Raw genomic sequence first — 24,098 nt, forward strand, 5'->3', positions numbered from 1 at the left:
AAAAAAGCTATTTATTCCAGTAGATTTTCAGGTTGTTGCTGGCCCTTCCGGCGGCTACAATGTCCAGTTTGCTGTCGCCGTTCAAATCCATGACCTGCAAATCTTCACAAGCCATGCCATTGTCGTCAACCCACTGCGACTCCCACTTGCCCCCGCTTACTTGCTGATACAGCTTGATACCTACTTTTCCCTCGGCATTGGGCACTCGCCATCCGGCGACGATTTGCTCATTGCCGGTGCCAAGAAAATCGGCCACCGCCAGGGCGTGGCCTTCTTTCAATTGGTCGTCCAGCACTACCCTTGTCCTTTCATTTCCCAGGTAAGCCACCACTGCGTTCCCGTGCATTGGCTCAATCGTGGCGAGGAGGCTATTGCCGACCCGTATTTCTCCGGCTCCGTACTCCATTCCTGTTATCTTTTTGGCTGACCCTGAGGAGCTCTTACCTGCGAAATTCTGAATGACTCTCACACCCTCCTTGCCACCAAAATACAAGCTACCGCTCTTAGGCCCTGAAGCTACCACATCCAGGTTGTGGGTCATGTGCATGTTGTTATCTAAAACCACGCTACTCCAGGCACCTTCAACGTTCTTTGGGTATTCGTAGGCGATGATTTTCACCCCGTCTCCTTCGCCTCCTTTGTTGTTTCTGCCGTGCAGGGGCACCACTATGAGGTGAAATTTGCCGTTTGATGCCTTTGCCCAGCGCATCCGGTGAATGGTAGGCTCGTGTGGAAGCTCGACGGCCTTCCACAGCTGAGTTCGATCTTCGGGTGCTATCAGGTAGTGAATAGAGCCCGATTGTGCTGCGTTGCTGGTTTCGCCCGGATTCCATTGAGCACCTACAGCTACTTCTACTTTGCCATCTCCGGTGATGTCCATTGCCGCAATGCACACATTGTCCCGCTCGGTCAGGTTGTCGATCATAACAAACTTTTTCCAGTCCCCATTTCGATACCAGACGAACTGCTTTTTGTCGGCCAGGAGAATGTCGGGCTTGCCGTCGCCATCAACGTCGCCCAGTGCGATGCCGTAGCCAATCGCTACCTGGTCGTCAATTAACTGTGCTTCGAATGGGAGCTTGGGAGGTGTGGTAAACACCCAAATGATGAGACTGAGGAAGTAAATCATGGCGTATCTTCTTTACATGGAAAAAGCAACAACCCGGCTGCTGAGCTCCGGGTTGTGGGCTATTTGCAAATGAAAATACGAATTTCTTATCGAAATACGGAGCAAACCGGCAACTACCTGTACACCAGTCTGATCCTCCCATCTGACGTGGTTAGGTTCACATCTACACCGCCACCGTTGGTCTTGCCATCGATGACCTCTTTTGTTGACCGTCCTGAGAAGTTGACCAGCGGCACGTCGACGGATTCTCCTTTCACATAGAGGTTCATACCCAGATTGTCGGGCACAGAAATCTCTATGTTGCCGTCGGAGGTTTTAGCCCTTAAAGAGCCCCTTAGCTCAATGATATTGCCTTTGATGCTGCCGTCCGATGCAATGGCTTCCATTCCCCCGGCCAGGTCTTCGAAATAGATGTCGCCGTCCGACGTTTGGGCGGTGTGTGTTTTTCCTTTGGCGTTGTAAATTTCTATGTCGCCGTCGCTTGTGTGAGCCCTGGCGGTTCCATTGATATTTGTCAGCCTTATGTTACCATCACTTGTTGTAGACTCTACATCTCCTATTACATTGTTGAAGTCAATGTTGCCATCGCTGGTGCGGCTGTATACACTTCCTTTGATTTTCTCACCTCTGATATTGCCATCCGACGTCACGCCGGATACGTCTCCGGTAATTTCTGCAAGCACGATGTTGCCATCACTGGTCTTTAGCTTCTGGCTGGCAGTCATGCCTTTAATCGTCACATTACCATCTGACGACCTCAGGTCACCGGTGGTTTCTTTGGGAGCATACACTTTAAAGTCCACATTGATGCGGTCTCTCCAGTCAATATTCCAGGAATTATTGGGGTATTTCACCGTAATGTCAACACTGCTGCCGGTTTTGATGATGGTGAGTGTCAACTCTTCTTCCAGCTGAGTTCTTGAGATATCAAGCATGCGGCCGTTTTGTTTGACCACAAAAAACACCTCGATCTCGCTGCCATTGCCGGGCAGCACATCAATGTTGCCGTCGGAAGATGATATGCTGAGTTGCGCAGGTGTTGAAACTTTGTAGGTTTCTTTGAAAGAGTAGTCAAAGTCCTGGGAGATAGCGGAAGAGACCGTTACCAGTGCGAAGAAAAGTAGTAGAGCAATTGATTTCATTTTATTTGAGTTTTGTTAGAAAAGCATGGTAATGAACCACACTGGTTAAGACGCTTGTCGTTGCCAGTGTGGTTACACTATTTAAAGATGCTTTTCGGGCTCAAAGGTTGCGTTGCCTTCTTTTTTTATTTTTTACTCATACCGCAGGCAGTCAGCCGGGTTGACCCTGGCCGCTCTTAAAGTTTGTACCCCGACTGTCACCCAGGCGATAATCATTGCAGCTATGCCTGCTCCGGCAAAATACCATATCGTTAAGTCAATCGAATAGGCGAAGTCCTGTAGCCAGTTGCTGGTCAGGTAATAGCTGATGGGCAAAGCTATCAGGATGGCAGCTCCCACCATTTTGGTGAAGTCGGACGTGAGCAGAAAAACAATGTTCCAGACTGAAGAGCCAAGAATTTTCCGGATGCCGATCTCTTTAAGGCGACGCTCTGCGGTGAAGGATGCCAGACCAAACAAGCCAAGGCAGGAGATAAGGATCGCAAACCCGGCAAAATACTTCGACAGGCTGCTGACCCTCTGCTCGGCTATGTACTGTGCCTGGTAGTCCTGATCGAGAAAACTGTATTCGAACGAATAGCCCGGGTTAAATTCACCATAGAAAGCTTCGAGCCTTTCCAGCGTTTCTTTCTCTTTGCCCGCTTCCAGCTTCACCATCACCTTCAGGGTCTTGTCCGGCTCGAGCCTGATAACCAGTGGATTTACCTTTTGATGTAGAGACTCAAAGTGAAAGTCTTTTACTATACCAATGATTCTCTTGTCACCACCCCAAAAATTCACGGTTTTGCCTAGGGGGGCTTCCATGCCCATCACTTTGATGGCCGATTCGTTGAAAATTACACCTTCTTCATCTGCACCAAACTCTCTGGAAAACGACCGTCCTTCCAGCACCTGTATGCCGAGGGTTTCTATTTCTTCATAGTTGACGGTCACCACCTCAAAGCGGATATTATCTTCCGGGTTTTTTCCTTCCCATACAACGCCCTGGGTTGAATTTTGGGAACCAACAACGATAGATTGAATTGTGGAGGCATTCACCACACCCGGGATATTCCTGATTTCAGCCAGAAAAACGTCCTGGTTCTCCACCACTTTACCTTCTTTGTCAAAATGGATGACATTTTCTTTGCTGTAACCCAGATTTTTCGATTGCACATAGTTCACCTGCTGGTAAACGACCACCACCGATACGATCAGAATCACAGACATGGCAAACTGGAAAACGACCAGCCCTTTTCTTGCCCACAGCTGCCCCACCGATGTGCTGATCCTGCCGCCTTTCAGTACGAAAGCTGCATTGAATTTTGAAAGATAGAGGGCTGGGTAGCTGCCGGACAATAGCCCCGTAGCGAATGTGATCACCAGAATCATTGCAACCAGGCTCAAATCGAAGTTGAGCGATAGCTGCTTGCCGGTGATGTCATTGAACTGAGGAAGAACGAGTAGCACAAGCAATAGGGCTACCACGAGCGAGAAGAGAGTGAGCAAAATGGACTCGTTCAGATATTGAAAAATCAGAGACTTTCGATCGGCGCCGATGGCTTTTTTTACGCCTACTTCTTTCACTCGCCGGGAGGCCTTAGCGGTGGACAGGTTCATGAAGTTGATGCAGGCTATCAGGAGGATGAAAATAGCGATAATGGAAAAAAGCCTGACATATTCAATTCTTCCTCCGGCTTGAACGCCGTTTTCGTAGGAGCCATGCAGGTACCTGTCGGAGTATTTGGCCGCAAAAAGTGTAACGGTGGAGGTTTCACGCTTCGATTTGATGTAGCCTGCAATTTTTTTATTGAACTCGTCGATATTTGTTCCCTCCTTAAGTACCAGATAAGTGTTGGGGCCATGGTTTCCCCAGTTGACTTGTCTGCCGGCTAAATCACTCATGTTTTGCCACATTTTCCAGTTGAGGACCATATCAAAATGCTCAGTGGAGTTGGTAGGTAGATTTTCGAAAACCGCCGTTACGGCCACTGGATATTTGAAGTTGATAATTTGAACTTCCATTGTTTTGCCAACAACATTTTCAGCCGTTTTGAAAATTTTCTCCGCAAGATCTTTTGAGATGGCTATGGAGCCGATGCCGTCTAATGCTTGTTCGGCATTTCCTTCAATCAGCGGGAATGAAAACATCTTGAAGTAATCCTTTTCTGCAAACTGACCTGTGGCTTTGAAAAAGTTGCTGCCTTGCACCAAAGAAAAGTTACCAAACCACTCGGACGGCGTTACGCCGGTGGCCATTTCAATCTCAGGAAATTCTTTGAGCATGTTCTCAGCGAGAAAGTCAGGCGTGCTGGGCCCGGTAGTCAACTCATTCGTCATTTGATGGTTCATCATGACCTGATAGAGCCTGTCGTCATTTTTGTGGAATTTATCCACATGAAGCTCGTCGTTCACCCAAAGGTAAATGAGCAGCGCACAGGCCAGGCCGGTTGACAGACCAACCAGGTTGATAAAGAAGGAGCTTTTGTACTTCTTAAAGTTCCGGAAGGAAAGTAATAAGTTGTGCTTGAACATGGTTGTAATATTTGAGTTTGTTGACTGTGTCTTTCTTATTGTAAAAGGTCTTAGATAGTGAAGTGTTTGGTACCAGTAATTGCGTCGGGCTTTTGATAGTGACTTCCTTTCGGCCGTCAGATAGAATTTCTCCTCCAGATCGCCCAGCACTTCCTCGGCGAGGTCGTCTCTGAGAAGCTTTAAAAGCAACTTCCCGGCAAGACGTGGAGGAGTGTTTGTTTTGTTCATGCTATTTGGACGCTTTTATTATGTATGGCTTAATATTCATCTACTCGCTTTTCAGGCTTCTACCGGGGTTCACCATCGCCGCCCGGATGGTTTGGTAGCTGACAGTCGCCAGCGTGATAATGAGTGTGCCTGCCAGCGTGACTACGAACACCCACCAGTTGAGCGTGGTATGGTACTCATAGTTATCAAGCCAGCCAGTCAGCAGGTAGTAGGCCATTGGAATGGACACGAGAGATGATATGACCACAAGAGCCGCAAAGTCCCTGGAAAGCAGTTTCCAAAGGTCGAACAGTGAAGCACCCAACACTTTTCTCACACCAATTTCCTTGGTGCGTTGCTCTGCCACGAATGAGGCCAGCCCAAAAATGCCCAAACAGCTGATAAAGATGGCCAAAGATGCGAAAGCGGTGGCCAGCTTGCCAATCCGCTGTTCGTTGCCAAATTTCCTCGCATATGCCTCGTCAACAAACTGATATTCGAACGGTTGAGATGGGTTGAATGTAGTGAAGACGGCTTCAATAGTTGCCATGGCATCGCTGCCGCTCACAGTGGGATTGAGCTTGGCGATCACATAGTTGCCGGGGTCATTGTTAACATAGTAGACAGTAGGCGCCACGGGCTCATAAGGAGAGCTGGCAATGACGTCTTTGACAACACCCACCACCTTTAGCGGATCGCCAAACCATTTCACAGTTTCTCCCACCGGACTTGGCAGACCCATAAATGCAACAGCCGCCTCATTTAAAATCACCGCTGAGCTGTCCGATCCAAATTCTTTTGAGAAGTCCCGGCCCTGTGTTACCTCCCAGCCAATGGTTTGGCCAAAGTCGAAGGAAACACCTACCGTAGGGAAATCGACCGAAAGAGCGGGATCTTTACCGGGCCAGTCGAAGCCACTGGTAGTTGACCAGGTGCTAGTGAGCGGGCTCTCCGATTCAGCCATTTCTACGATGGCGCCAGCGTTTGTCAGCTCTGTTTTGACGGCTTCAAAATGGTCATGAATATCATTGGTCAGGAGAGGCATAGCCACCAGGCCGTTTGAGTCATAACCCAGGGGTCTGTTTCTGGCAAATTCGATCTGCTTAAATACGACCAGTGTGCCCACGATCAAAATAAAGGAAATGGAGAATTGAATGACCACCAACACTTTGCGTGGAATAGTCGCCATACGGCCGGCTTTATAGGTGCCTTTGAGCGCTCTCACCGATTGTATCGATGAGAGGTAGAGCGCAGGATAGCTGCCTGCAATAAGGCCTGTGAATAAGGTGAAGCCAATGCCAATCATCCAGAAAAACGGGTTATTCCAAAGGATTGCTATCTGCTTGTCGGCCACTTCGTTGAAAAATGGCAGCGACAATTGAACAATGATGACAGAAAGAAGAAAAGACAGGCAAGTGACCAAAACTGACTCGGTGAAAAACTGTGCTATCAGGTGGCTTCGGTGAGAGCCAATCGCCTTGCGAATGCCAATTTCTCTTGCCCTTTTTTCGGACCTGGCAGTGCTCAGGTTCATGAAGTTGATGCAGGCCATCAGCAGAACGAAGCCTCCAATGATGCCAAACAGCCATACGTACTTGATCCTGCCGCCCACGTTCACTCCGTTTTCAAAGTCAGAGTACAAGTGCCAGTTGCTCATGGGGTCAAGAAAGAGTGCTGGTTGCTTTTTGGCCAATTCAGAATTCACCTTTTTTAGCTTCGCATCTTTTATCTTGGCCGAAATAGCACTTAGGTTTGCATTTTCGGGCAACTCCACGAACACCTGAAAGGCGTTGGGCCGCCACGGATCATTCATTGTTCTGATCCATTCGGTGGCATCGTAGTACAGCTGCCATGGCGCAAAAAAGGAAACGTTTTTGAAGGTGGAGTTGCCCGGCAGGTCTTCGTACACGCCTGTGACGAACACATTCATCCGGTTGTCGAGCTGAAGCTGCTGTCCAACCGGGTCGTTATCTCCAAAATAAGCTTTTGCCAGTGATTGCGAAAGCAGGATGGAAGCCGGGTCCTGCAAGCTGTTCCGGCTGCCGGCAATCATTTTTAGTGTCAGCACCTCGGGTAGGTTCGGCTCTGCGAACAACCCGGTTTTGGTGAGCTTTTTGTCACCTGCTGCGATGATCATTTCCCATTGGCCGGAAGCGAGGATCACCTCTTTAAAATCGCTGCCATAGTTACTTCTGAGCTCCTCAGCCAGTGGGTAGGGAGCAGTTCTCCAGGTCTGGATTTCTCCGTTGTTGGATACGTTTTGTATTACCTGGGCCACATGGTCATAGTTTTCGTGGTACTTGTTGTACGACAACTCGTCCCAGATCCACAGGCCAATGAGGATGGCGACTGCCATGCCCCCCGAAAGCCCGGCCGTATTGATAAACGAATGGAGTTTGTTTTTCCGCAGGTGGCGTCCAGCAGTTTTGATGTAATTGATGTACATGTCGATGTTATTTGAGTTTGTTGACCGTTTCGATTTTCTTAGAGCAAATGGCCTCAGGTAATTCACTACCTGGTACCAGTAATTCAGCTTCGCCCTCCATACCGACTTTTTATCCATTGTAGCATAGAACTTTTCTTCCAGGTCGCCGAGGACTTCTTCGGCGAGGTCGTCTCTGACCACTCGGTGAAGCAGTCGTTCTGCTAAAGGGGGCGGTATGCGGCGCTTATTGGTCATTCGGCTTTAAGCGACTTTACCGGATTGGAGGTGGCTGCCTTAATAGCCTGGAAGCTGACTGTAACGAGCGCCAATATGGCTGCAATACCCGCAGCTACCGCAAACAGCCACCATGAAATGTCAATATGGTAGGCAAATCCGTTCAACCACTTCTGCATGGCCAGGTACGCTATGGGGCTGGCTATCAGAACAGAAAGCCCGACCAGCTTCATAAAATCTGTCGAAAGCATGGCTACAATCTGAGAAACAGTAGCCCCCAGCACCTTTCTGATGCCAATTTCCCGGGTTCTGCGCTCAGCGGTAAAGGCTGCCAACCCAAAAAGACCCATGCAGGCAACTATGATGGCAATAAGGGTGAAGTATTGGATCAGAGTCAGCGTGCGTGCCTCGTTTTGGTAATTTCGCTCAAAGTCTGCATCGAGAAATGAATAAGAAAACGGGGAATTTGGGTTAAACTCTTTCCATGTTTCTTCAAACGATGCGGTCAGCTTGCTATAGTCTCCCCCGGATGTGTCGACAATAACGTAGGCTGTAGGCCCACTGAAAAGAGGTGCTACCGTGAGTGCCAGTGGTTTGATCTTTTGATGCAAGCTCTGGTGATGGTAATCTTTCACTACACCTATGATTCGCATGGCGTATTTCTGGCCGTCAATCTCGTAATGGATTGACCTTCCCACCGCATCCTCAAGAGGGTACCCAAGCTGGCTCACTGCTTCCTCATTCAGAACCAGTGCATTGGAGTCGGCCTGGAATTCCTTCGAAAATGTCCTCCCTTCCAGTAAGGTGATTCCCAATGTTTTCAGGTAACCCTCCTGAACGTACGTCGTTTGAATATCGACGTTGTCTGTTTTCTCTTTCCCTTCGGCGTAAAAAAGCATGTCGGTAAGGCTCTCAATACCGGGATAGGAGCCGCCAATGGCGGCAGAAACTACCTGAGAGTTGCCTAGCAACGCATTTTTGAAAGCAACAGCATTTGACCCGGCCTCGCTGGTCAGCAGCGGCAGTACTATTTTCCTTGCCTTGTCAAAACCTAGATTTTGGTGACTCAGATAGTTCATTTGCTGATTGATTACCAACGAGCCCAGTATCAGGATGATCGATACACTAAACTGAAAAATTACCAGCCCTTGACGAATAGCGGAAGCTGTTGAAGAGTTTTTTAACTTTCCTTTTAGAACCGCCGCAGGCCTGAGGGAAGAAAGAAAAAACGCTGGATAGACCCCAGCCAGAAGGCCTGTTAGTAGAGTAAGGACTGCCAGCCATGCCAGCAGATTAGGTAATTGAAGAAGAGAGAGTTGCTTGTCGGTAAGTTCACTGAATGCTGGGAGTGCCAGTTGAATGAGGATCAGCGAAAAGAATAAAGCCAGCACGCTCATAAGTATCGACTCAATAAAGAACTGGCTAATAAGGGAGCTTTTGCTTGCGCCAATCACCTTTTTCATGCCCACTTCTTTTGCCCTTCTTTCGCTTCGGGCTGTGCTGAGGTTCATAAAATTGATGCAAGCGATAAGCAGAAGGAAGCCGGCTATTGAAGTGAAAATATAGAGGTATTTGATATTGCCATTGGCTGCCACTTCAAACTCGTAGGTGGAGTGGAGATAGATATCTGTAACAGGCTGAACAAAAAGCGTTTTCTTGATACCCGAGGCTTCGAAGTAGGCGGCACCATGGCGATCGAAAAACTCGTCGAGTTTGCCTTCGAATACTAATGGATCAGTACCTTCCTTTAGCTTCACGTAGGTGTGGAAAATGCTGTTAGTTGCCCAGCTTTTTTGTCTGTCGACCCACCCACCCACGTCACCATTATTCATTGATAAGAGTAAATTAGCTGGGATGTGAGACTTATAGGGATTTTTTTTTAGCACTCCCTTTACGGTGTAGTTAAAAACGCCGAAGGAAAGTCCAACCTCCAGCACCTTCCCAACCGGGTTTTCGCTGCCGAAAAAACGGTTGGCCACGTCCTGCGAAATAACGATTGAGTTAGGCTCACTGAGTGCGGTTTTAGAATCTCCGAAAAGTAGCTCAGTGCTAAGAACCTCAAAGTAGGTCGAGTCAACATAGTAGCCATTTGATTCAAAAAACTGCTTTTGTGTTTGTTTGTCTCGAAGCAGCATTCTTTCCAGCCCGGGAAATCGCAAAAGCCTGGTTACTTGTTCAACCTCTGGAAAATCCTCGGCCAATGCCGCCGCCATCGGCGCTGCCTGGGCCACCCATTTTTCGCCGTTGACATCTGACGCAATTCTGACGATTCTGTCGCCGTCTTTGAAGTGCTTGTCGTAGCTCATTTCATCGGCTACATAGAGCATAATTAGCATGCAGGTAGTCAGCCCGACTGATAGTCCGAAAACATTGATAAAGGACAGGCTTTTGTTACGCAAAAGACTTCGCCACGAGATTTTCAAGTTGTGAGTAACCATGGAGTAATTATTTGAGTTTTTTGACTTTGACTTTCGTATAGCAAATGGCCTCAGGTAATTCACCACCTGGTACCAGTAATTCAGCTTTGCCCGCCACGCCGACTTCCTTTCCATTGTTACATAGAACTTTTCCTCCAGGTCGCCCAGCACTTCCTCGGCGAGGTCGCTTCTGAGCACTCGGTGAAGCAGTCGTTCTGCTAAAGGTGGCGGTATGTGGGTGCGCTTTTTCAACCAAAGTTTAGTTTGCCAGTGGCAAAGGCCGGAAACTGACTCCACAGCGAAACCCTAAAGTCTCTTGAAGTCTCCAATGCTCGTTGGCCACTGGCAGTGATGGTGTAGATGCGCTTCCTGCGCCCGCCCCGCTCGGCCGTGGCCTGGCCCATTTCCGATTCGAGAAAGCCCTTTTCCTCCAGCCGGTTAAGAGTGGAGTGCACAGCTCCGATGGAGACTTCTCGTTTCGTCTGACTTTCGAACTCTTCTGCTACTTTGAAAGAGTAGGCTTCTTCTCCCAGAATGCCCACAAGTAGTAAAAGAACTTCTTCAAATTCGCCCAATTTTGTTTCCTTCATGGTATATGATACTAGATTGTAGAGCTAATATACGAAGAGAGTTTTTATTTGTTCTACTTTTTAGTAGGAAATGCTTCTTTAAACACGAATGGCGAAAACAAAAATTCCTTTATCGAGATAAATCGGTGTCGAACGGATATTTGGGGGAGCTGATCGAATATCTTGATGATACGGCATATATTTGACTACCTTATGGTGGCAACCTTTAAGTGAGCATGGAAAAGTTAGTTTGGTCAGTGATTTTTATTTTTTGTGTCTTGTTTTCTTTCAAGACGGAGGCACAAATAGCCAGCATCGACAGCCTGGAAGTTGAGTTGAAGCTGGCAAAGGAAGATACAGCCCGGCTGAGAATCTACGTCGACCTGATTGAGCTTTACGATAAACTCTCTCCTTCAGAAAAAGCCATGCAAAGAGTACTCGAAGGGTTGGATCTGGCCAAGAGAACAGGCAATGAATTTGCTCAGGCAAAACTCATGCAATTTCGTGGACAAATTTATAATGAGCTTTACCGGTCAGACTATGATGGTGCGTTGTCATTTTTAGCCCAATCTATTCAGCTGCATAGAAAACTCTCAAAAGCCAATCCAGGCAATTTTGCTCAGCAACGGGAAATTGTAAGTGTACTTAACAGCACGGGTTACATTTATTGGCAGTGGGGAAAGCTCGTTACAAGCCTTTTTTATTACGACTCCACCATCCGATTAGGAAACAAGTTAAGGTTGATCGATTCAACTGACTTCCGAACCAACAGGCTTCTCGGCATTGCGCTGAATAGCAAGGGAGCCGTGCTGTGGGGCTTAGGTAACTATAGCGAAGCCATTGAAAGTTATATAGAAGCGTCTGCCTATTTCGAACAGTTGGGCATGACCAAGTTTCTAAGCCTGGCGATGTCCAATATAGGGCTCATCTACGAGTCGTGGGGACAAAAAGAGGATGCTCTTTTTTATTTTAAAAGGGCAGTGAGCCTCGCCAGAGAAGCAGAGGATCAGTCGGCGACTGGCTATGCACTCAACAATATGGGCAGCTTCATGCGTTCGGCGGCACAGTACGATTCTGCACTATATTATTTTCAATTATCGCTGGAAGAATATGCTGAGGATAACATAGGTGGGATTTGGCTGAACTTAAATGGTTTTGGAAAGACATATGCCAAAATGAAAGCTTACGATAAAAGCCTCGACTACTTTTTCAAAGCTTTGCTATTGGCCGAGGAAACCAATTCTGATTACAGGCGTGCGCTGGCTAAGGAAAGCATCTCGGCGACCATGGCAGATAAGGGAGACTACAAGAACGCTCTTCAGTATGCCAATGAGAGTAATGCCATCGCAGAAAAGTATGGATACAAGGAAATAATAAAGGACAACTACCTCAATATATCGAGGATGTATTCACTCCAAAATAACTATCAAAAGGCATACGAAACCTACCAGCGATACTCCGAAGTCAAAGATTCTTTGTTTTCCGATGAGAAATTTCGGCAGATCACATTCATGAAGGAACAGTTTGAAGCGGAAAAGAAAGAAAGCGAAAACGAGTTGCTCAGGAGAGATAGCTTGCTCCGGGATCAGGACCTGCAGCGAGCCCGCCTTGAGCAATATGGGTTGATAATATTGCTAATCGCCATGTTGACTTTCGGAGGGTATTTTGTGGTGACCAACAGGAAAATCAAAGGCATCAATAAAGTGCTCACCGGAAAGAATCTTGAGATAACCCGGCAAAAGGAGGAGCTTGCGTTGCAGGCAGAGGCCCTCAGGAAGTCGAATGAGATAAAGAACCTTATGTTTTCCATCGTTTCTCACGATTTACGAGGGCCTATTGTGAACCTGGGTGGGTTAGTCGGACTAATTAGCAATGAGTCAATTTCGAAAGAGGAGTTCCAAAAATTGCTCCCAACTGTCTTGACTAATATTGGCAGCCTCACCGCTCTGACCGACAACTTGCTCTACTGGGCACGAAGCCAGATGGAAGGGATAAAGGCCGTGCCTCAAAAGTTTGATATCAAGGAACATTTGGGGCCGAAAATGCAGCTATACGAAAGAGCAGCGCTTGAGAAGGGAATTATATGCATTGATAACCTGGAGCCTGCCACTATGGTATATGCTGACCCATATATGGTTGAGTTGGTGGTTCGTAACCTGATAAGCAATGCCATTAAATTTTGCAACGCAGGCGACACCATCACCACTTCTTCAAAGGAAGCAAATGGCTTTGTAGAAGTAACAGTCGAGGATACGGGGCAGGGCATACCACCTGAATACATGGAGCGCATCTTTAACGACATTCAGTTCACAACACTCGGCACCAAAAACGAGAAAGGAGTTGGCCTTGGACTGATGATGTGCAAGCATTTTGTGGAGGTGATTGGTGGCAGGATTTGGGTGGAAAGCATCTTCAAAAAAGGAAGCAGCTTCCATTTTACAATTCCCGTTTCTTGAAATCATGGCTTCCTGGAGGAAAGTCAAAACGATAAAATTCCAGCATTGAGTTAGGCTAAATCACCAGATCAGCCCTGGAGGCGTTGAAGGGGACGTTATGTGCCATCTACCGGCTGTGCTATTTTTTTTGCAGGTTCAAAGCATATTGTCTCACCACTTTAAAAGCATTTTCCAATTCTATTCCTTAATTTTGCACCCTCTTTTGAATTAGTAATTGCGCTTTTTCAGAATTATTATCGCAAGACAACACTTAAAGACAGAATAAAAAATGGGAAGCACGCTGTTTGATAAAATTTGGGATGCCCATGTAGTAAAGGAGATCAAGGACGGCCCGAGCGTTTTGTATATTGACAAACACCTCATTCACGAGGTTACGAGTCCTCAGGCCTTTGGAGGCATCGAAAAGAGGGGAGTGCCAGTGTTTAGGCCGGAAAGAACAGTGGCTACGCCAGATCACAATATCCCAACCATCGATCAGCACCTGACCATCAAAGACCAGTTGTCAAAGTTTCAGGTAGACAAGCTGACTGAGAACTGCGAAAGGCACGGCATTACGCTGTATGGCATCAACCACCCTTTTCAAGGGATTGTGCACGTGGTGGGGCCTCAAATGGGCATCACACAGCCTGGCATGACCATTGTTTGTGGCGATAGTCACACCTCAACGCATGGTGCATTTGGCAGCATTGCTTTTGGTATAGGCACCAGCGAAGTCGAAATGGTGCTGGCCACGCAGTGCATCATGCAGCCCAAGCCAAAGAAAATGAGAATCACAGTCAATGGCGACCTGCACAAGTCGGTAACTGCCAAAGACCTTATTCTTTATATAATTTCCAAAATTTCTGCATCAGGCGGAACGGGCTACTTTGTCGAGTATGCAGGTTCAGCCTTCACCAGCCTTTCTATGGAAGGCCGGATGACTGTCTGCAACATGAGCATCGAAATGGGTGCCCGTGGTGGTTTGATCGCCCCAGATGAAAAAACATTTGAGTACATCAAAGGCAGAGAGTTTGCGCCAAAAGGTGCTGACTGGGACAAAGCTGTGGCCAAATGGAAGCAGCTTTACTCTGATGCCGACGCCAAATTCGACAAGGAACTAACTTACGATGCTTCTGATATCGAGCCAATGATTACCTACGGCACCAACCCTGGCATGGGTGCTAAAATCAAATCGCATATTCCGAAGCTCGACGAGATGCCTGCCAGCGAGCGGTTGTCGTTCGAGAAGTCGATGAAGTACATGGGATTCAATGCCGGCGATGAGCTGCAGGGCAAGCCTATCGACTACGTGTTTGTAGGCAGCTGTACCAACGGCCGCATCGAAGACCTTAGGGCTGTTGCAGAATTTGTGAAAGGCAAAAAGAAGGCAGATAACATCACTGCCTGGATTGTGCCGGGCTCAAAAATGGTAGAGAAAATGGCCATTGAGGAAGGCATAGTGGCAACACTGGAGGCTGCAGGCTTCAAAATGCGTCAACCTGGCTGTTCGGCATGTTTGGCAATGAATGATGATAAAATTCCATCTGGCAAATACGCCGTATCTACTTCAAACAGAAACTTCGAAGGAAGGCAGGGCCCGGGCTCAAGAACCTTGCTGGCCAGCCCGCTAACGGCAGCAGCAGTGGCAGTTACCGGTCACCTAGTCGATCCCAGAGAAGTAATGTAATTCACCCTAATCAGAACACTATCATGGCAAAAGATAAATTTCACACCCTAGTAAGTCGTGCGGTACCTGTCGACGTTGAAAACGTTGACACAGATCAGATTATTCCTGCCAGGTTTTTGAAGGCAACCACCCGGGAGGGATTTGGTGACAACCTGTTCCGTGACTGGCGATACGATAAAGACAATCAGCCGATTCCTGAATTTCCGTTGAACAACCCTAAATACAGTGGAAAAATCCTGGTGGGTGGCAAGAACTTCGGCTCAGGCTCCAGCCGTGAGCATGCTGCGTGGGCAATTTACGATGCCGGCTTTAGGGTAGTTGTATCAAGCTTTTTTGCTGACATTTTCAAAGGCAATGCCCTGAACACTGGCCTTCTACCTGTAACAGTTTCTGAAGGGTTCCTGCGCAAGATTTTTGATGCGATTGAAAAAGATCCAAAAGCTGAATTCGAAACCAATCTGGTGGATCAGACTTTCACCATCCTGGCTACAGGCGAGAAGGAGAGTTTCGAAATCAACACCTACAAAAAAGAGTGCATGATCAACGGTTTCGACGACATCGATTACCTGTTGAACATTAAAAAAGATATTGAAGCATTCGAGTCTTCAAGGGCTTAAGCCAATTCCATGAAGGTTGAAATAATGGATACGACCCTCAGAGATGGGGAGCAGACGTCCGGTGTCTCTTTTACCGACAGTGAAAAGCTGACGATAGCGCAGCTATTGCTGGAGGAACTGAACATCGATAGGATTGAGGTGGCGTCGGCTCGTGTATCTGAGGGAGAACTGAAAGGGGCGACGAAAATACTGAATTGGGCAGGCCAGAACGGCTTTCTCGACCGGGTGGAGGTACTTGGCTTTGTAGATAAAAACATTTCTGTCGACTGGATCAAAAACTCAGGGGGCAAAGTGCTCAACCTGCTGTGCAAAGGCTCCCGCAAGCATTGTGAAGGGCAGCTGAAAAAGACGGTAGACCAGCACTTGACAGACATAGCCGAAACAGTTGACTACGCTCACAAACAGGGGCTCATTATCAATGTGTACCTCGAAGATTGGTCGAACGGTATGCGCACCTCGACCGATTATGTAGATACCATGATTGAGGGGCTGCTGAAAATGCCCGTCAAAAGGATCATGCTGCCGGACACTCTTGGTATATTGAACCACAAGGAGTCGTACGACTTCTGCAAGGCCATGACCACGAAATTTCCTCAGGCTCACTTCGACTTTCATGCCCACAACGATTATGACCTGAGCACCGCCAATGTGTATGCAGCGCTTGAGGCAGGCATTTACGGTGTGCACACCACCTTGAATGGTTTAGGGGAAAGGGCAGGCAATGTGGCGTTGTCTAGCGTAATTGGGATTGTGAAGGATCATTTGCACCTCGAAATGCAGGTGGATGAAACCAAGCTTTACAAGGTCTGCAAAATCGTTGAATCATTCTCTGGCGTTCGGATTCCTGGTAACAAGCCATTGATTGGCGAATTTGTGTTTACCCAAACCAGTGGCATCCACGCCGACGGCGACAGCAAGGACAACCTGTACCACAATAGCCTGAGTCCTGACCGTTTTGGAAGAAGCTACTCTTATGCGCTTGGCAAAATGTCGGGCAAGGCCAATATCAAGAAGAACCTCGAAGAACTGGGTATTGAGCTGAGCAAAGAGGATACCAAGAAGATTACGGAAAGAATTATAGAATTAGGGGATAAAAAGGAGACGATTACAAAAGAGGATCTTCCTTTTATTATCAACGACGTGCTTCGCAGTGAAAAGATTGAGCAGCATGTTATCATCAAGAACTATTCGTTGTCGGTTGCTCAGGGCTTGAAATCCATGGCAACCCTTTCTATCCAGATAGGAGGGAAGACCTACGAAAAGACTGCCGCCGGCGACGGACAGTACGACGCCTTTATGAACTCGCTGACGGCCATTTACGACGACTTCGGGCGTAAGCTGCCTAAGCTGATCGACTATGAGGTGCAGATTCCTCCGGGAGGAGAAACCGATGCGTTGGTGATCACCTCCATCACCTGGGAGAACGGAAAAAAATTCAAAACCAGGGGACTCGACCCTGACCAGACCGTGGCGGCCATTAAGGCTACCATTAAGATGTTGAACATTATTGAAAATCATAAATAAGGAGCATGCAGTATAAAATAGCCACCCTTCCGGGAGACGGAATAGGCCCGGAGATCGTAGATCAGGCCATCAAAGTATTGAAAGCCATCGGTGAAAAATACGGACATAGTTTTGACTTTCAGTTTGCCCTGACCGGTGCAGCTGCCATCGACAAAGTAGGTGAGCCTTACCCTGATGCTACCCACGAAATCTGCATGGCTGCTGATGCGGTGCTTTTCGGCGCTATTGGCGACCCTAAGTATGACAACGATCCTAAAGCCAAAGTAAGACCTGAGCAGGGCTTGCTGGGCATGAGAAAAAAGCTTGGCCTGTATGCCAACATTCGCCCGGTGGCTACCTTCCCCTCGCTCATCGACAAGAGCCCATTGAAGAACGACCGGGTAGAAGGCGCTGACTTTGTGGTGGTGCGTGAGTTGACAGGCGGTATCTACTTCGGTCAGCCAAGAGGCAGAACCGAAGACCAGAAGACGGCTTTTGATACCTGCGTGTACTCGGTAGATGAAATAGAAAGAATATTGAAGCTGGCGTTTGAGTATGCTGGTAAAAGAAATAAGCGACTGACTGTTGTCGACAAAGCCAACGTGCTGGCCAGCTCCCGTTTGTGGAGGGAAGTGTCGCAGCGCATGGAGAAAGACTACCCAGAGATCACTGTCGACTACATGTTTGTCGACAACGCTGCCATGCAGTTGATCCAGTGGCCTAAGAAATTTGACGTGATGGTGACAGAGAACATGTTCGGGGATATCCTTTCTGATGAAGCCAGTGTGATTACTGGTTCACTTGGTTTGTTGCCGTCAGCGTCTGTTGGTTTGCATACGTCTGTGTTTGAGCCTATCCACGGTTCTTACCCTCAGGCAGCTGGCAAAAACATCGCTAACCCTGTGGCAACCATCCTTTCGGCGGCTATGTTGCTCGAATCCTTCAATCTACTGGATGAAGCCAGGAAGATAAAAGACGCCGTGAACGCTTCGCTGGATGCGAATTTCGTGACTGAAGACATCAGCAAGGAAGCTTCCAAGTCGACCTCTGAAATAGGCGACTGGGTAGCTGATTGGGTGAAGAAGAATTGATATTTTCTCGAAAATTCCTGTAAGGGGGAATAACAAAGGCGCAAAGAGAATCTAATTCTATTTGCGCCTTCTTATTTAATATGACTTTTTCATGACCCTTCTCCATACCCACTCCGAAACTATCACAAAACTCCACACCCCCAGCACGTCACTGAGCATATCAGCAAGCTCAAACGTTCTGTTAGCAAAAGCCAGCTGGGTAAATTCCTCGGCAATGGCAAAACATAACACCAGCACGCCGGCCATATTGAGGTCGAGCGCCCAAAGTTTCAGTCTGCGAAACCGTAGCGCTACGTTGATCAGGCCTGCAAGAAACCCAAAGAGCATAAAGTGGCCTACTTTGTCGCCAAGGGGAACACCTTCAATAATCTTCATTAAACCAAGCTTATGATTTGTATCTGCCATTACAATTATGAAGCAGATGAAAGCGAAAAAGAGGAGGGAGGGAATGTATCTCATTGAAAGGGATTTTCATAAGTTATTATCTGTGACTATTCGTTGTTCAGATGAGCCAATTGGCTGGGTGCAAAAATTTTAGACTTCGCTCCCTTCAGGGTCGGGGTAATCGAAGTCTAAAATCATTATCAACGACACCTACTCTGTAGCAATATTCAACTTGTACCAGTTAATATTCCGTGTGAAGTACATAGTGATGGCCAGAATAATGGTGAGTCCTATGCTACCCATCAGCAGGGCATAGTCGGCCAGTTGAAGCGTGACAAACAGAAAACCATAGATACCAATAAGCGTAGCTACCAGCAGCATGGAGAGCTTTGGCATTTTAAATACACTCATCGAATACAACGAAATCATCCCGACAATTGCACAGGTGGACACGGCATAGGCAAGGTTGAAATTGGTGTGTTCTGAAATCGAAATAAGTAGGATATAGAACAGGGAAAGAGCCAATCCCACAAGTGTATATTGAAAAGGGTGGATTTTTCGGCCGTTGAGTATCTCTACCAGAAAGAAGATGAGGAACGTAAGCACAATTGTCATGATGGCATATTTGGCCGACCGCATCGATTTCTGATAGTCATCCAGGGGCAAGATGAGATCCACACCAAAAGCCGAATTTTGCAGCTTCTCGGCTTCTCCCGAGCCGATCCACGATTGCGGGAAGTTGCGGTTAAGTTGGAGCACTTTCCAGTTGGCGGAGAAGCCGGCTTCGGTCACTTGCCGGTCGTCAGGGATGAAATTGCCGTTAAAGCTCGGGCTGGGCCATGCTGACGTCAGCTTGATGTTGGTGTTACTGCCAAGAGGAGTGAACGACAGGTTCTGGCTTCCCTGAAGCTTTAGATCAAAACCAAAAGCGAGATCCTTTCCAAAGGCATCGGTCAGGTCAGGTACTGCGACGGTAAAGCCAGCATAGGCGATGTCTGAAATACGGGAGCCGGGCTCAACTTTCAGGTCACGGTTATTCCATTTAACGATCACATCGTCTTCAATACCTCTCAGGTCTGATATGCCGATGGTAAGAAACGCCTGCCCCCACCTGATGGTCTTCAGGTTGTTTTCGTCAGGCATTTTGTCAATGACAAAGCTGCCATTCACAGCCAGCGCCGACCTGTAAACGACAATTTCGTAAATACCCCGCCTGAGCTTCTCCGGATCAACCGTTCCGTTGATGTCGAGCGACTTGGGCAGGACATGCCAATACTTTACCGATTCCACTATCTTGTCGTCCTTCAGGTATTCGTACACAAGTGGTATGGTGAGGATAGGGCCATTCACCAGCTGACTATCGGCCCATTTGCCGCTGACTTCTGATACAGCTGCATTATTGAGAAACTCCCGTTCGCTGATGATCGAGGTGATCATTGATGTGGGAATTAAGAGCAGCAGCACCAAAATGGTAATGGTAGCAAGCTTTAGCATCACTGAATTCTTAATCCAGTTGTTTACTTTTTCTAGCGGAGTGGTTTCATTTTCCATGTTAAGTAATTTAAAAGTACTTTGTTTTTCAAAGTGATTAGATAAATTTTTTTACTTCAAAAGCTGTTCAATGGCCTTGATATGTTTAACAAAAGCTTCTTTTCCTTCCGACGTGGCCATATATTTGGTGTTGGGTTTTCGTTCAATAAACTCCTTTTGGACAGAAATGTAAGTGCTTGTTTCCAGTGACTTCAGGTGAGTCGCCAGATTGCCATCTGTAACATCGAGGAGGCCTTTGAGTGAGTTGAAATCAATAGCATCGTTGACCATCAGGGCAGACATAATGCCCAGACGGATTTTGTTTTCAAACGCCTTGTTCAAATCTTTCAGCAGTTCTTTCACGACCCGTACTTTACATGCATCACAATGCCATAGATAATGTGCAGCAAGCCGAAACCTACCGCCCAAAAGAGCAGGCCATACCCAATAAACTGACAGGCCAGTAACCCCAGTGCCACCTGCATCAGGCCCAGGCTGCGAACTTCCGAAAGTGTGTATTTACTGGCGTTGACGAGTGCGAGCCCATAGAAGAGTAACGTGAGTGGCGCAAGCAGGCCGATCAGGCCTTTAAACAGAAGGATAACGCAGAGGATACCGCCAGCTGCCAATGGGATGAAGAGATTGATGAGCAATCGCCTGGCCTGACTGTCCCATAGCTTCTGGTTGTTTTTTGAGGCTTTGCGCTGTGTGAAAAACAAACCGGCACCCACGGCCGACAGCAGGAGTGCCACAGCGATGATCAACAACTGAGAGATGTTCTCGTTGCTCAGCAGTGCCTGCCGGTAACCAAGATAGTCCTGGCCACTGTAGACCATTTCGTAGGCGACGTATGCCCCGATGAGTCCCAGGCAGCCAGCTACAATACCCGACATGCCGCTTAGTGAGATAAACCTGGAAGAGCGATCCATGATCGACTTAATTTCCTGCAGGTCGTCTAAGTATTTTTGTTTCTCCATTTAAAAAGTACTTTGTAATTCAAAGTAAGTGTTAATACGGACAATTTGCAAATGTGTTTTTCAGTTCGGGTAAATTATTTTTCCAGCCAGGCTTCTAATCGGGCGGCGACATGAGGCCAGTCGGCTAATTTTTCTGGATTTCTTGGTGAGCCGACATAATACTCCACGGTATCTGAAAATTGTCCATTCTCAAGCTTCATTACTTTCTTCCTGTGAAAGCTAAACACTTCGCCTTTGTGTTTCAGATGCACCCAACCTGTCTTTTTGGTAAGCAGGATCTCATTTTCAAGCCCTGCTGCTTTAAGCAGGTTCATGATGTCTTTATGCTCTGTTGGAAGGAGGCGCATAGGTGAAAGTTAGATATATTTTTGTCACGCAAAGCGAAGGAGACCCCAAAACATCACTCTTCTCTTTGCGACTTAGCGTCTTTGCGTGCTTTTACCTTCACTCTTAACATATCCTTAACCTCACTTCTGCTTAACAATTGAATAACAAATCGCTATTTTCGGACGATGGGAGAGACCAAACCGGAAAGCGTTGCAGTTGATAATAAGCTTGAACCTAAGCTCGGGCCGCTGATGCTCTGGGGGCTTGGCGTTGGCTACGTCATCTCTGGTATGTACTTCGGCTGGAACCTGGGCCTGGCGGAGGGTGGAACGCTCGGGTTGGCCATTGCCACCTTCTTCATCATCATTATGTACGTCACGTTCACTTTCAGCTACACTGAGCTGGCCTGTGCTATTCCAAAGGCAGGAGGGGCGTTCGACTATGCTAACCGGGCACTTGGTAAAAATCTTGGTTTCCTCACAGGAATGGCTCAGAATATAGAGTTCATTTTTGCGCCTCCGGCCATTGCAGCAGCCATCGGTGCCTATTTTCATATTTTCTTTCCTGCCATTGATACCGTGCTGATTGCTTTGGCTGCCTATGTTATTTTCACATCTCTTAATATCGTCGGTGTCAGGGCGGCAGCTACTTTTGAGCTCGTCATTACTATCCTGGCCGTAGTGGAACTGTTGATTTTTGCTGGGGTGACACTGCCTGCTTTTGAATTCAAAAACCTACAAACAAATTCACTACCCAATGGATTTCAGGGCATTTTTGCCGCTCTACCTTTCGCTATATGGTTTTTTCTTGCCATCGAAGGGGTAGCCAATGTGGCCGAGGAGGCCAGAAATCCACAACGCAGCATACTCATTGGTTTCGGCTCAGCTATTTTTACGCTGGTGGTGCTCTGTGTCCTTACGTTTGTCTCATCGGTGGGTGTGGCGGGATGGGAGGCCATCGTATTTCCCGAAGGAGGCACCACTGCCTCAGATTCGCCCTTGCCACTTGCGCTTGGGAAAATAGTTGGGAATGAGCATATTCTGTATCACCTGCTGATTACGGTTGGCCTTTTTGGCCTGGTAGCATCGTTTCATGGCATTATTCTGGCAGCAGGTCGCTCTACTTTTGAGTTTGGAAGGGTAGGCTATGTGCCCAAAGCTCTGGGCAGGGTGCACCCTAAAGCCGGTACACCTGCGAATGCGCTGGTGGTAAATATGGGCATTGGGATATTAGCGCTGCTCACCGGAAAAACTGGCGAAATCATCACCATTGCGTGTTTCGGTGCGTTGACACTCTACATTTTGTCGATGATTACCTTCTTTGTACTCAGAAAAAATGAACCCGACCTCGAGCGCCCGTTCAGAGTGCCGTTGTATCCTTTATTTCCTGCAACTGCGTTAGTAATAGCAACGATAGCCTTTGTGGCCATCACCTGGTACAACCCTATGTTGGCCCTGGTCTATTTCGGACTGCTAATTATCGCTTATATTTGGTTTAAGCTCACCTATAAAGAATCGTGACCATGCAAGTGAAAGGAATGCTTACACTGGATGAACTGAAAAAGAAAGTCGCCTCTGAGGGGATTGAGACAGTGATCACTGCCTTTACCGATCACTATGGTCGCATGATGGGCAAGCGCTATGATGCTGAGTTCTTTCTGGAAAGTGTGGTAAAAGGCGGGACTCACGCCTGCAACTACCTGCTCACCACCGATATGGAAATGGAGCCGGTTCCTGGCTACGACTTTGCCAACTGGGAGCTGGGTTATGGAGATTTTCATTTGGTGCCCGACATGAAAACACTGCGTGTAGCCAGCTGGCTGGAGGAAACGGCCCTGGTTGTTTGCGACGTGTATTCGGACAAAACACATGAATTAGTGCCAGAGGCACCCCGTTCTTTGCTTTCCGGTCAAATCAAGCAGCTAAAAGCTCAGGGCTTCGATTCTGCTGCGGCTACTGAGCTCGAATATTACCTGTTTGAAAACGATTATCGCTCAGCGCATGAAACTGGCTATAGCCAAATGACTCCTGCCGGTTGGTACCTGGAAGATTACCACATCATGCAAGGTACGAGGACAGAGCAATTTACTGCCGCTGCCCGCAAGCACCTGAAGCATTCTGGTGTGCCAGTGGAGAACTCAAAAGGAGAATGGGGGCTTGGTCAGCACGAACTCAACGTACAATATGCAGAAAGCCTGGAAATGGCAGATCGCCATATTGTGTATAAGCAGTGCCTGAAAGAGCTGGCAGATGCTATGGGTATTTCGGTCACTTTTATGGCCAAGTTCCATGAGGACAGAGCCGGGAGTAGCTCTCATGTTCATATCAGTCTTTGGAAGGACGGCAAAAACCTTTTTGTTGGCGATGAGGAATTTGGGCCCGTAAAGGCTTCGAAAGAGTTTGGCCATTTTCTGGCTGGCTGGATCAAATACGTGCCGGATGTGATGGTGTTTTATGCGCCAACAATCAACTCCTATAAACGATTTGTGGATGGCAGTTGGGCACCAACCCGCATGGCCTGGAGCAAAGACAACCGAACGGCTGGTTTTCGCATAGTAGGAGAGGGGAGTAGCCTGCGTATCGAGTGCAGAATTCCGGGAGCAGATTGCAACCCCTATTTGACGCTGGCGGCGTCTTTGGCCAGCGGATTGAAAGGAATGAAGGAAAAGCTGGTACCCGAAAAATGCTTTGAAGGAGATATTTATGCGGCAGCGCATTTGCCAAGGGTACCCAGGACTTTGAAAGAGGCAGTGAGCTTGTTTAAGCAAAGCCCTTTTGCCAAAGAGGCATTTGGGGAAGAAGTGGTGAAGCACTACGCCCATTTCTACGAAACGGAAGTGGCCGATCATGAAAAGGCAGTATCGGACTGGGAGCGGAAAAGGTATTTTGAGAGGATATAGAGCGGTGTTGC

Annotated in this window: 18 protein-coding genes; 7 read left to right on the top strand and 11 right to left on the bottom strand. The window is 47.7% G+C overall.

Annotated features, from left to right (window positions below):
• Positions 1 to 7 precede the first annotated feature (7 nt).
• The 6 genes from AAC052_RS20420 to AAC052_RS20445 form a co-directional block, all read right to left on the bottom strand.
• A complete protein-coding gene (locus tag AAC052_RS20420; protein WP_339815278.1) occupies positions 8 to 1,129 on the bottom strand; it encodes a VCBS repeat-containing protein in 1,122 nt (373 codons plus the stop codon).
• Positions 1,130 to 1,242: 113 nt separating this feature from the next.
• The gene (locus AAC052_RS20425; RefSeq protein WP_317490833.1) at positions 1,243 to 2,271 is read right to left on the bottom strand and encodes a DUF4097 family beta strand repeat-containing protein; all 1,029 of its coding nucleotides are present in this window, start codon (positions 2,269 to 2,271) and stop codon (positions 1,243 to 1,245) included.
• Between the two features lie 132 nt (positions 2,272 to 2,403).
• Positions 2,404 to 5,013, bottom strand: a complete 2,610-nt coding sequence (locus tag AAC052_RS20430; protein ID WP_339815279.1) for an ABC transporter permease — start codon at positions 5,011 to 5,013, stop codon at positions 2,404 to 2,406.
• Positions 5,014 to 5,053: 40 nt separating this feature from the next.
• Positions 5,054 to 7,672 (bottom strand): ABC transporter permease, encoded by a 2,619-nt coding sequence (locus AAC052_RS20435; RefSeq protein WP_339815280.1) that lies wholly within the window; start codon positions 7,670 to 7,672, stop codon positions 5,054 to 5,056.
• A complete protein-coding gene (locus AAC052_RS20440) occupies positions 7,669 to 10,320 on the bottom strand; it encodes an ABC transporter permease (RefSeq protein WP_339815281.1) in 2,652 nt (883 codons plus the stop codon). The genes AAC052_RS20435 and AAC052_RS20440 overlap by 4 nt, the downstream gene beginning before the upstream one ends.
• Positions 10,317 to 10,658, bottom strand: a complete 342-nt coding sequence (locus AAC052_RS20445; RefSeq protein ID WP_151998445.1) for a helix-turn-helix transcriptional regulator — start codon at positions 10,656 to 10,658, stop codon at positions 10,317 to 10,319. Before AAC052_RS20445 ends, AAC052_RS20440 begins: the two co-directional genes overlap by 4 nt.
• 215 nt (positions 10,659 to 10,873) lie before the next feature.
• On the opposite strand from AAC052_RS20445, the gene AAC052_RS20450 reads away from it, so the two are divergent.
• The 5 genes from AAC052_RS20450 to leuB all read left to right on the top strand — a co-directional run bounded on the left by AAC052_RS20450 (position 10,874) and on the right by leuB (position 17,970).
• Positions 10,874 to 13,093, top strand: coding sequence for an ATP-binding protein (locus tag AAC052_RS20450; protein ID WP_339815282.1), 2,220 nt, complete (start codon positions 10,874 to 10,876; stop codon positions 13,091 to 13,093).
• Between the two features lie 268 nt (positions 13,094 to 13,361).
• Positions 13,362 to 14,759: a 3-isopropylmalate dehydratase large subunit gene (gene leuC / locus AAC052_RS20455; protein ID WP_317490838.1), complete on the top strand. Its 1,398-nt coding sequence runs from the start codon at positions 13,362 to 13,364 to the stop codon at positions 14,757 to 14,759.
• A 23-nt stretch (positions 14,760 to 14,782) separates the two neighbouring features.
• Entirely contained in the window at positions 14,783 to 15,376 is a 594-nt protein-coding gene (gene leuD, locus AAC052_RS20460; protein ID WP_339815283.1) for a 3-isopropylmalate dehydratase small subunit, read from the top strand.
• Positions 15,377 to 15,385: 9 nt separating this feature from the next.
• The gene (locus AAC052_RS20465) at positions 15,386 to 16,900 is read left to right on the top strand and encodes an alpha-isopropylmalate synthase regulatory domain-containing protein (RefSeq protein WP_339815284.1); all 1,515 of its coding nucleotides are present in this window, start codon (positions 15,386 to 15,388) and stop codon (positions 16,898 to 16,900) included.
• 5 nt (positions 16,901 to 16,905) lie between these two features.
• Positions 16,906 to 17,970, top strand: a complete 1,065-nt coding sequence (leuB, locus tag AAC052_RS20470) for a 3-isopropylmalate dehydrogenase (RefSeq protein ID WP_339815285.1) — start codon at positions 16,906 to 16,908, stop codon at positions 17,968 to 17,970.
• A 75-nt stretch (positions 17,971 to 18,045) separates the two neighbouring features.
• On the opposite strand, the gene AAC052_RS20475 is transcribed toward leuB, so the two are convergent.
• From AAC052_RS20475 to AAC052_RS20495, 5 genes are all read right to left on the bottom strand, one after another.
• On the bottom strand, positions 18,046 to 18,345 hold the full coding sequence (locus AAC052_RS20475) for a VanZ family protein (RefSeq protein ID WP_339815286.1): 300 nt from the start codon (positions 18,343 to 18,345) through the stop codon (positions 18,046 to 18,048).
• Positions 18,346 to 18,564: 219 nt separating this feature from the next.
• Positions 18,565 to 19,905, bottom strand: coding sequence for a cell envelope integrity protein CreD (gene creD / locus AAC052_RS20480; RefSeq protein WP_339815287.1), 1,341 nt, complete (start codon positions 19,903 to 19,905; stop codon positions 18,565 to 18,567).
• Between the two features lie 51 nt (positions 19,906 to 19,956).
• On the bottom strand, positions 19,957 to 20,247 hold the full coding sequence (locus AAC052_RS20485) for a transcriptional regulator (protein WP_317490847.1): 291 nt from the start codon (positions 20,245 to 20,247) through the stop codon (positions 19,957 to 19,959).
• On the bottom strand, positions 20,244 to 20,861 hold the full coding sequence (locus AAC052_RS20490; RefSeq protein ID WP_339791758.1) for a hypothetical protein: 618 nt from the start codon (positions 20,859 to 20,861) through the stop codon (positions 20,244 to 20,246). Before AAC052_RS20490 ends, AAC052_RS20485 begins: the two co-directional genes overlap by 4 nt.
• A gap of 74 nt (positions 20,862 to 20,935) precedes the next feature.
• The gene (locus tag AAC052_RS20495; protein ID WP_339815288.1) at positions 20,936 to 21,208 is read right to left on the bottom strand and encodes a hypothetical protein; all 273 of its coding nucleotides are present in this window, start codon (positions 21,206 to 21,208) and stop codon (positions 20,936 to 20,938) included.
• A 165-nt stretch (positions 21,209 to 21,373) separates the two neighbouring features.
• Between AAC052_RS20495 and eat the strand changes: the two genes are divergently transcribed.
• Positions 21,374 to 22,708, top strand: a complete 1,335-nt coding sequence (gene eat, locus AAC052_RS20500) for an ethanolamine permease (protein ID WP_339815289.1) — start codon at positions 21,374 to 21,376, stop codon at positions 22,706 to 22,708.
• A 2-nt stretch (positions 22,709 to 22,710) separates the two neighbouring features.
• The gene (locus tag AAC052_RS20505) at positions 22,711 to 24,087 is read left to right on the top strand and encodes a glutamine synthetase family protein (RefSeq protein WP_339815290.1); all 1,377 of its coding nucleotides are present in this window, start codon (positions 22,711 to 22,713) and stop codon (positions 24,085 to 24,087) included.
• Positions 24,088 to 24,098: the final 11 nt, after the last annotated feature.

Origin of the sequence: uncultured Imperialibacter sp. (assembly GCF_963974565.1) — a bacterium.
GTDB lineage: Bacteria > Bacteroidota > Bacteroidia > Cytophagales > Cyclobacteriaceae > Imperialibacter > Imperialibacter roseus.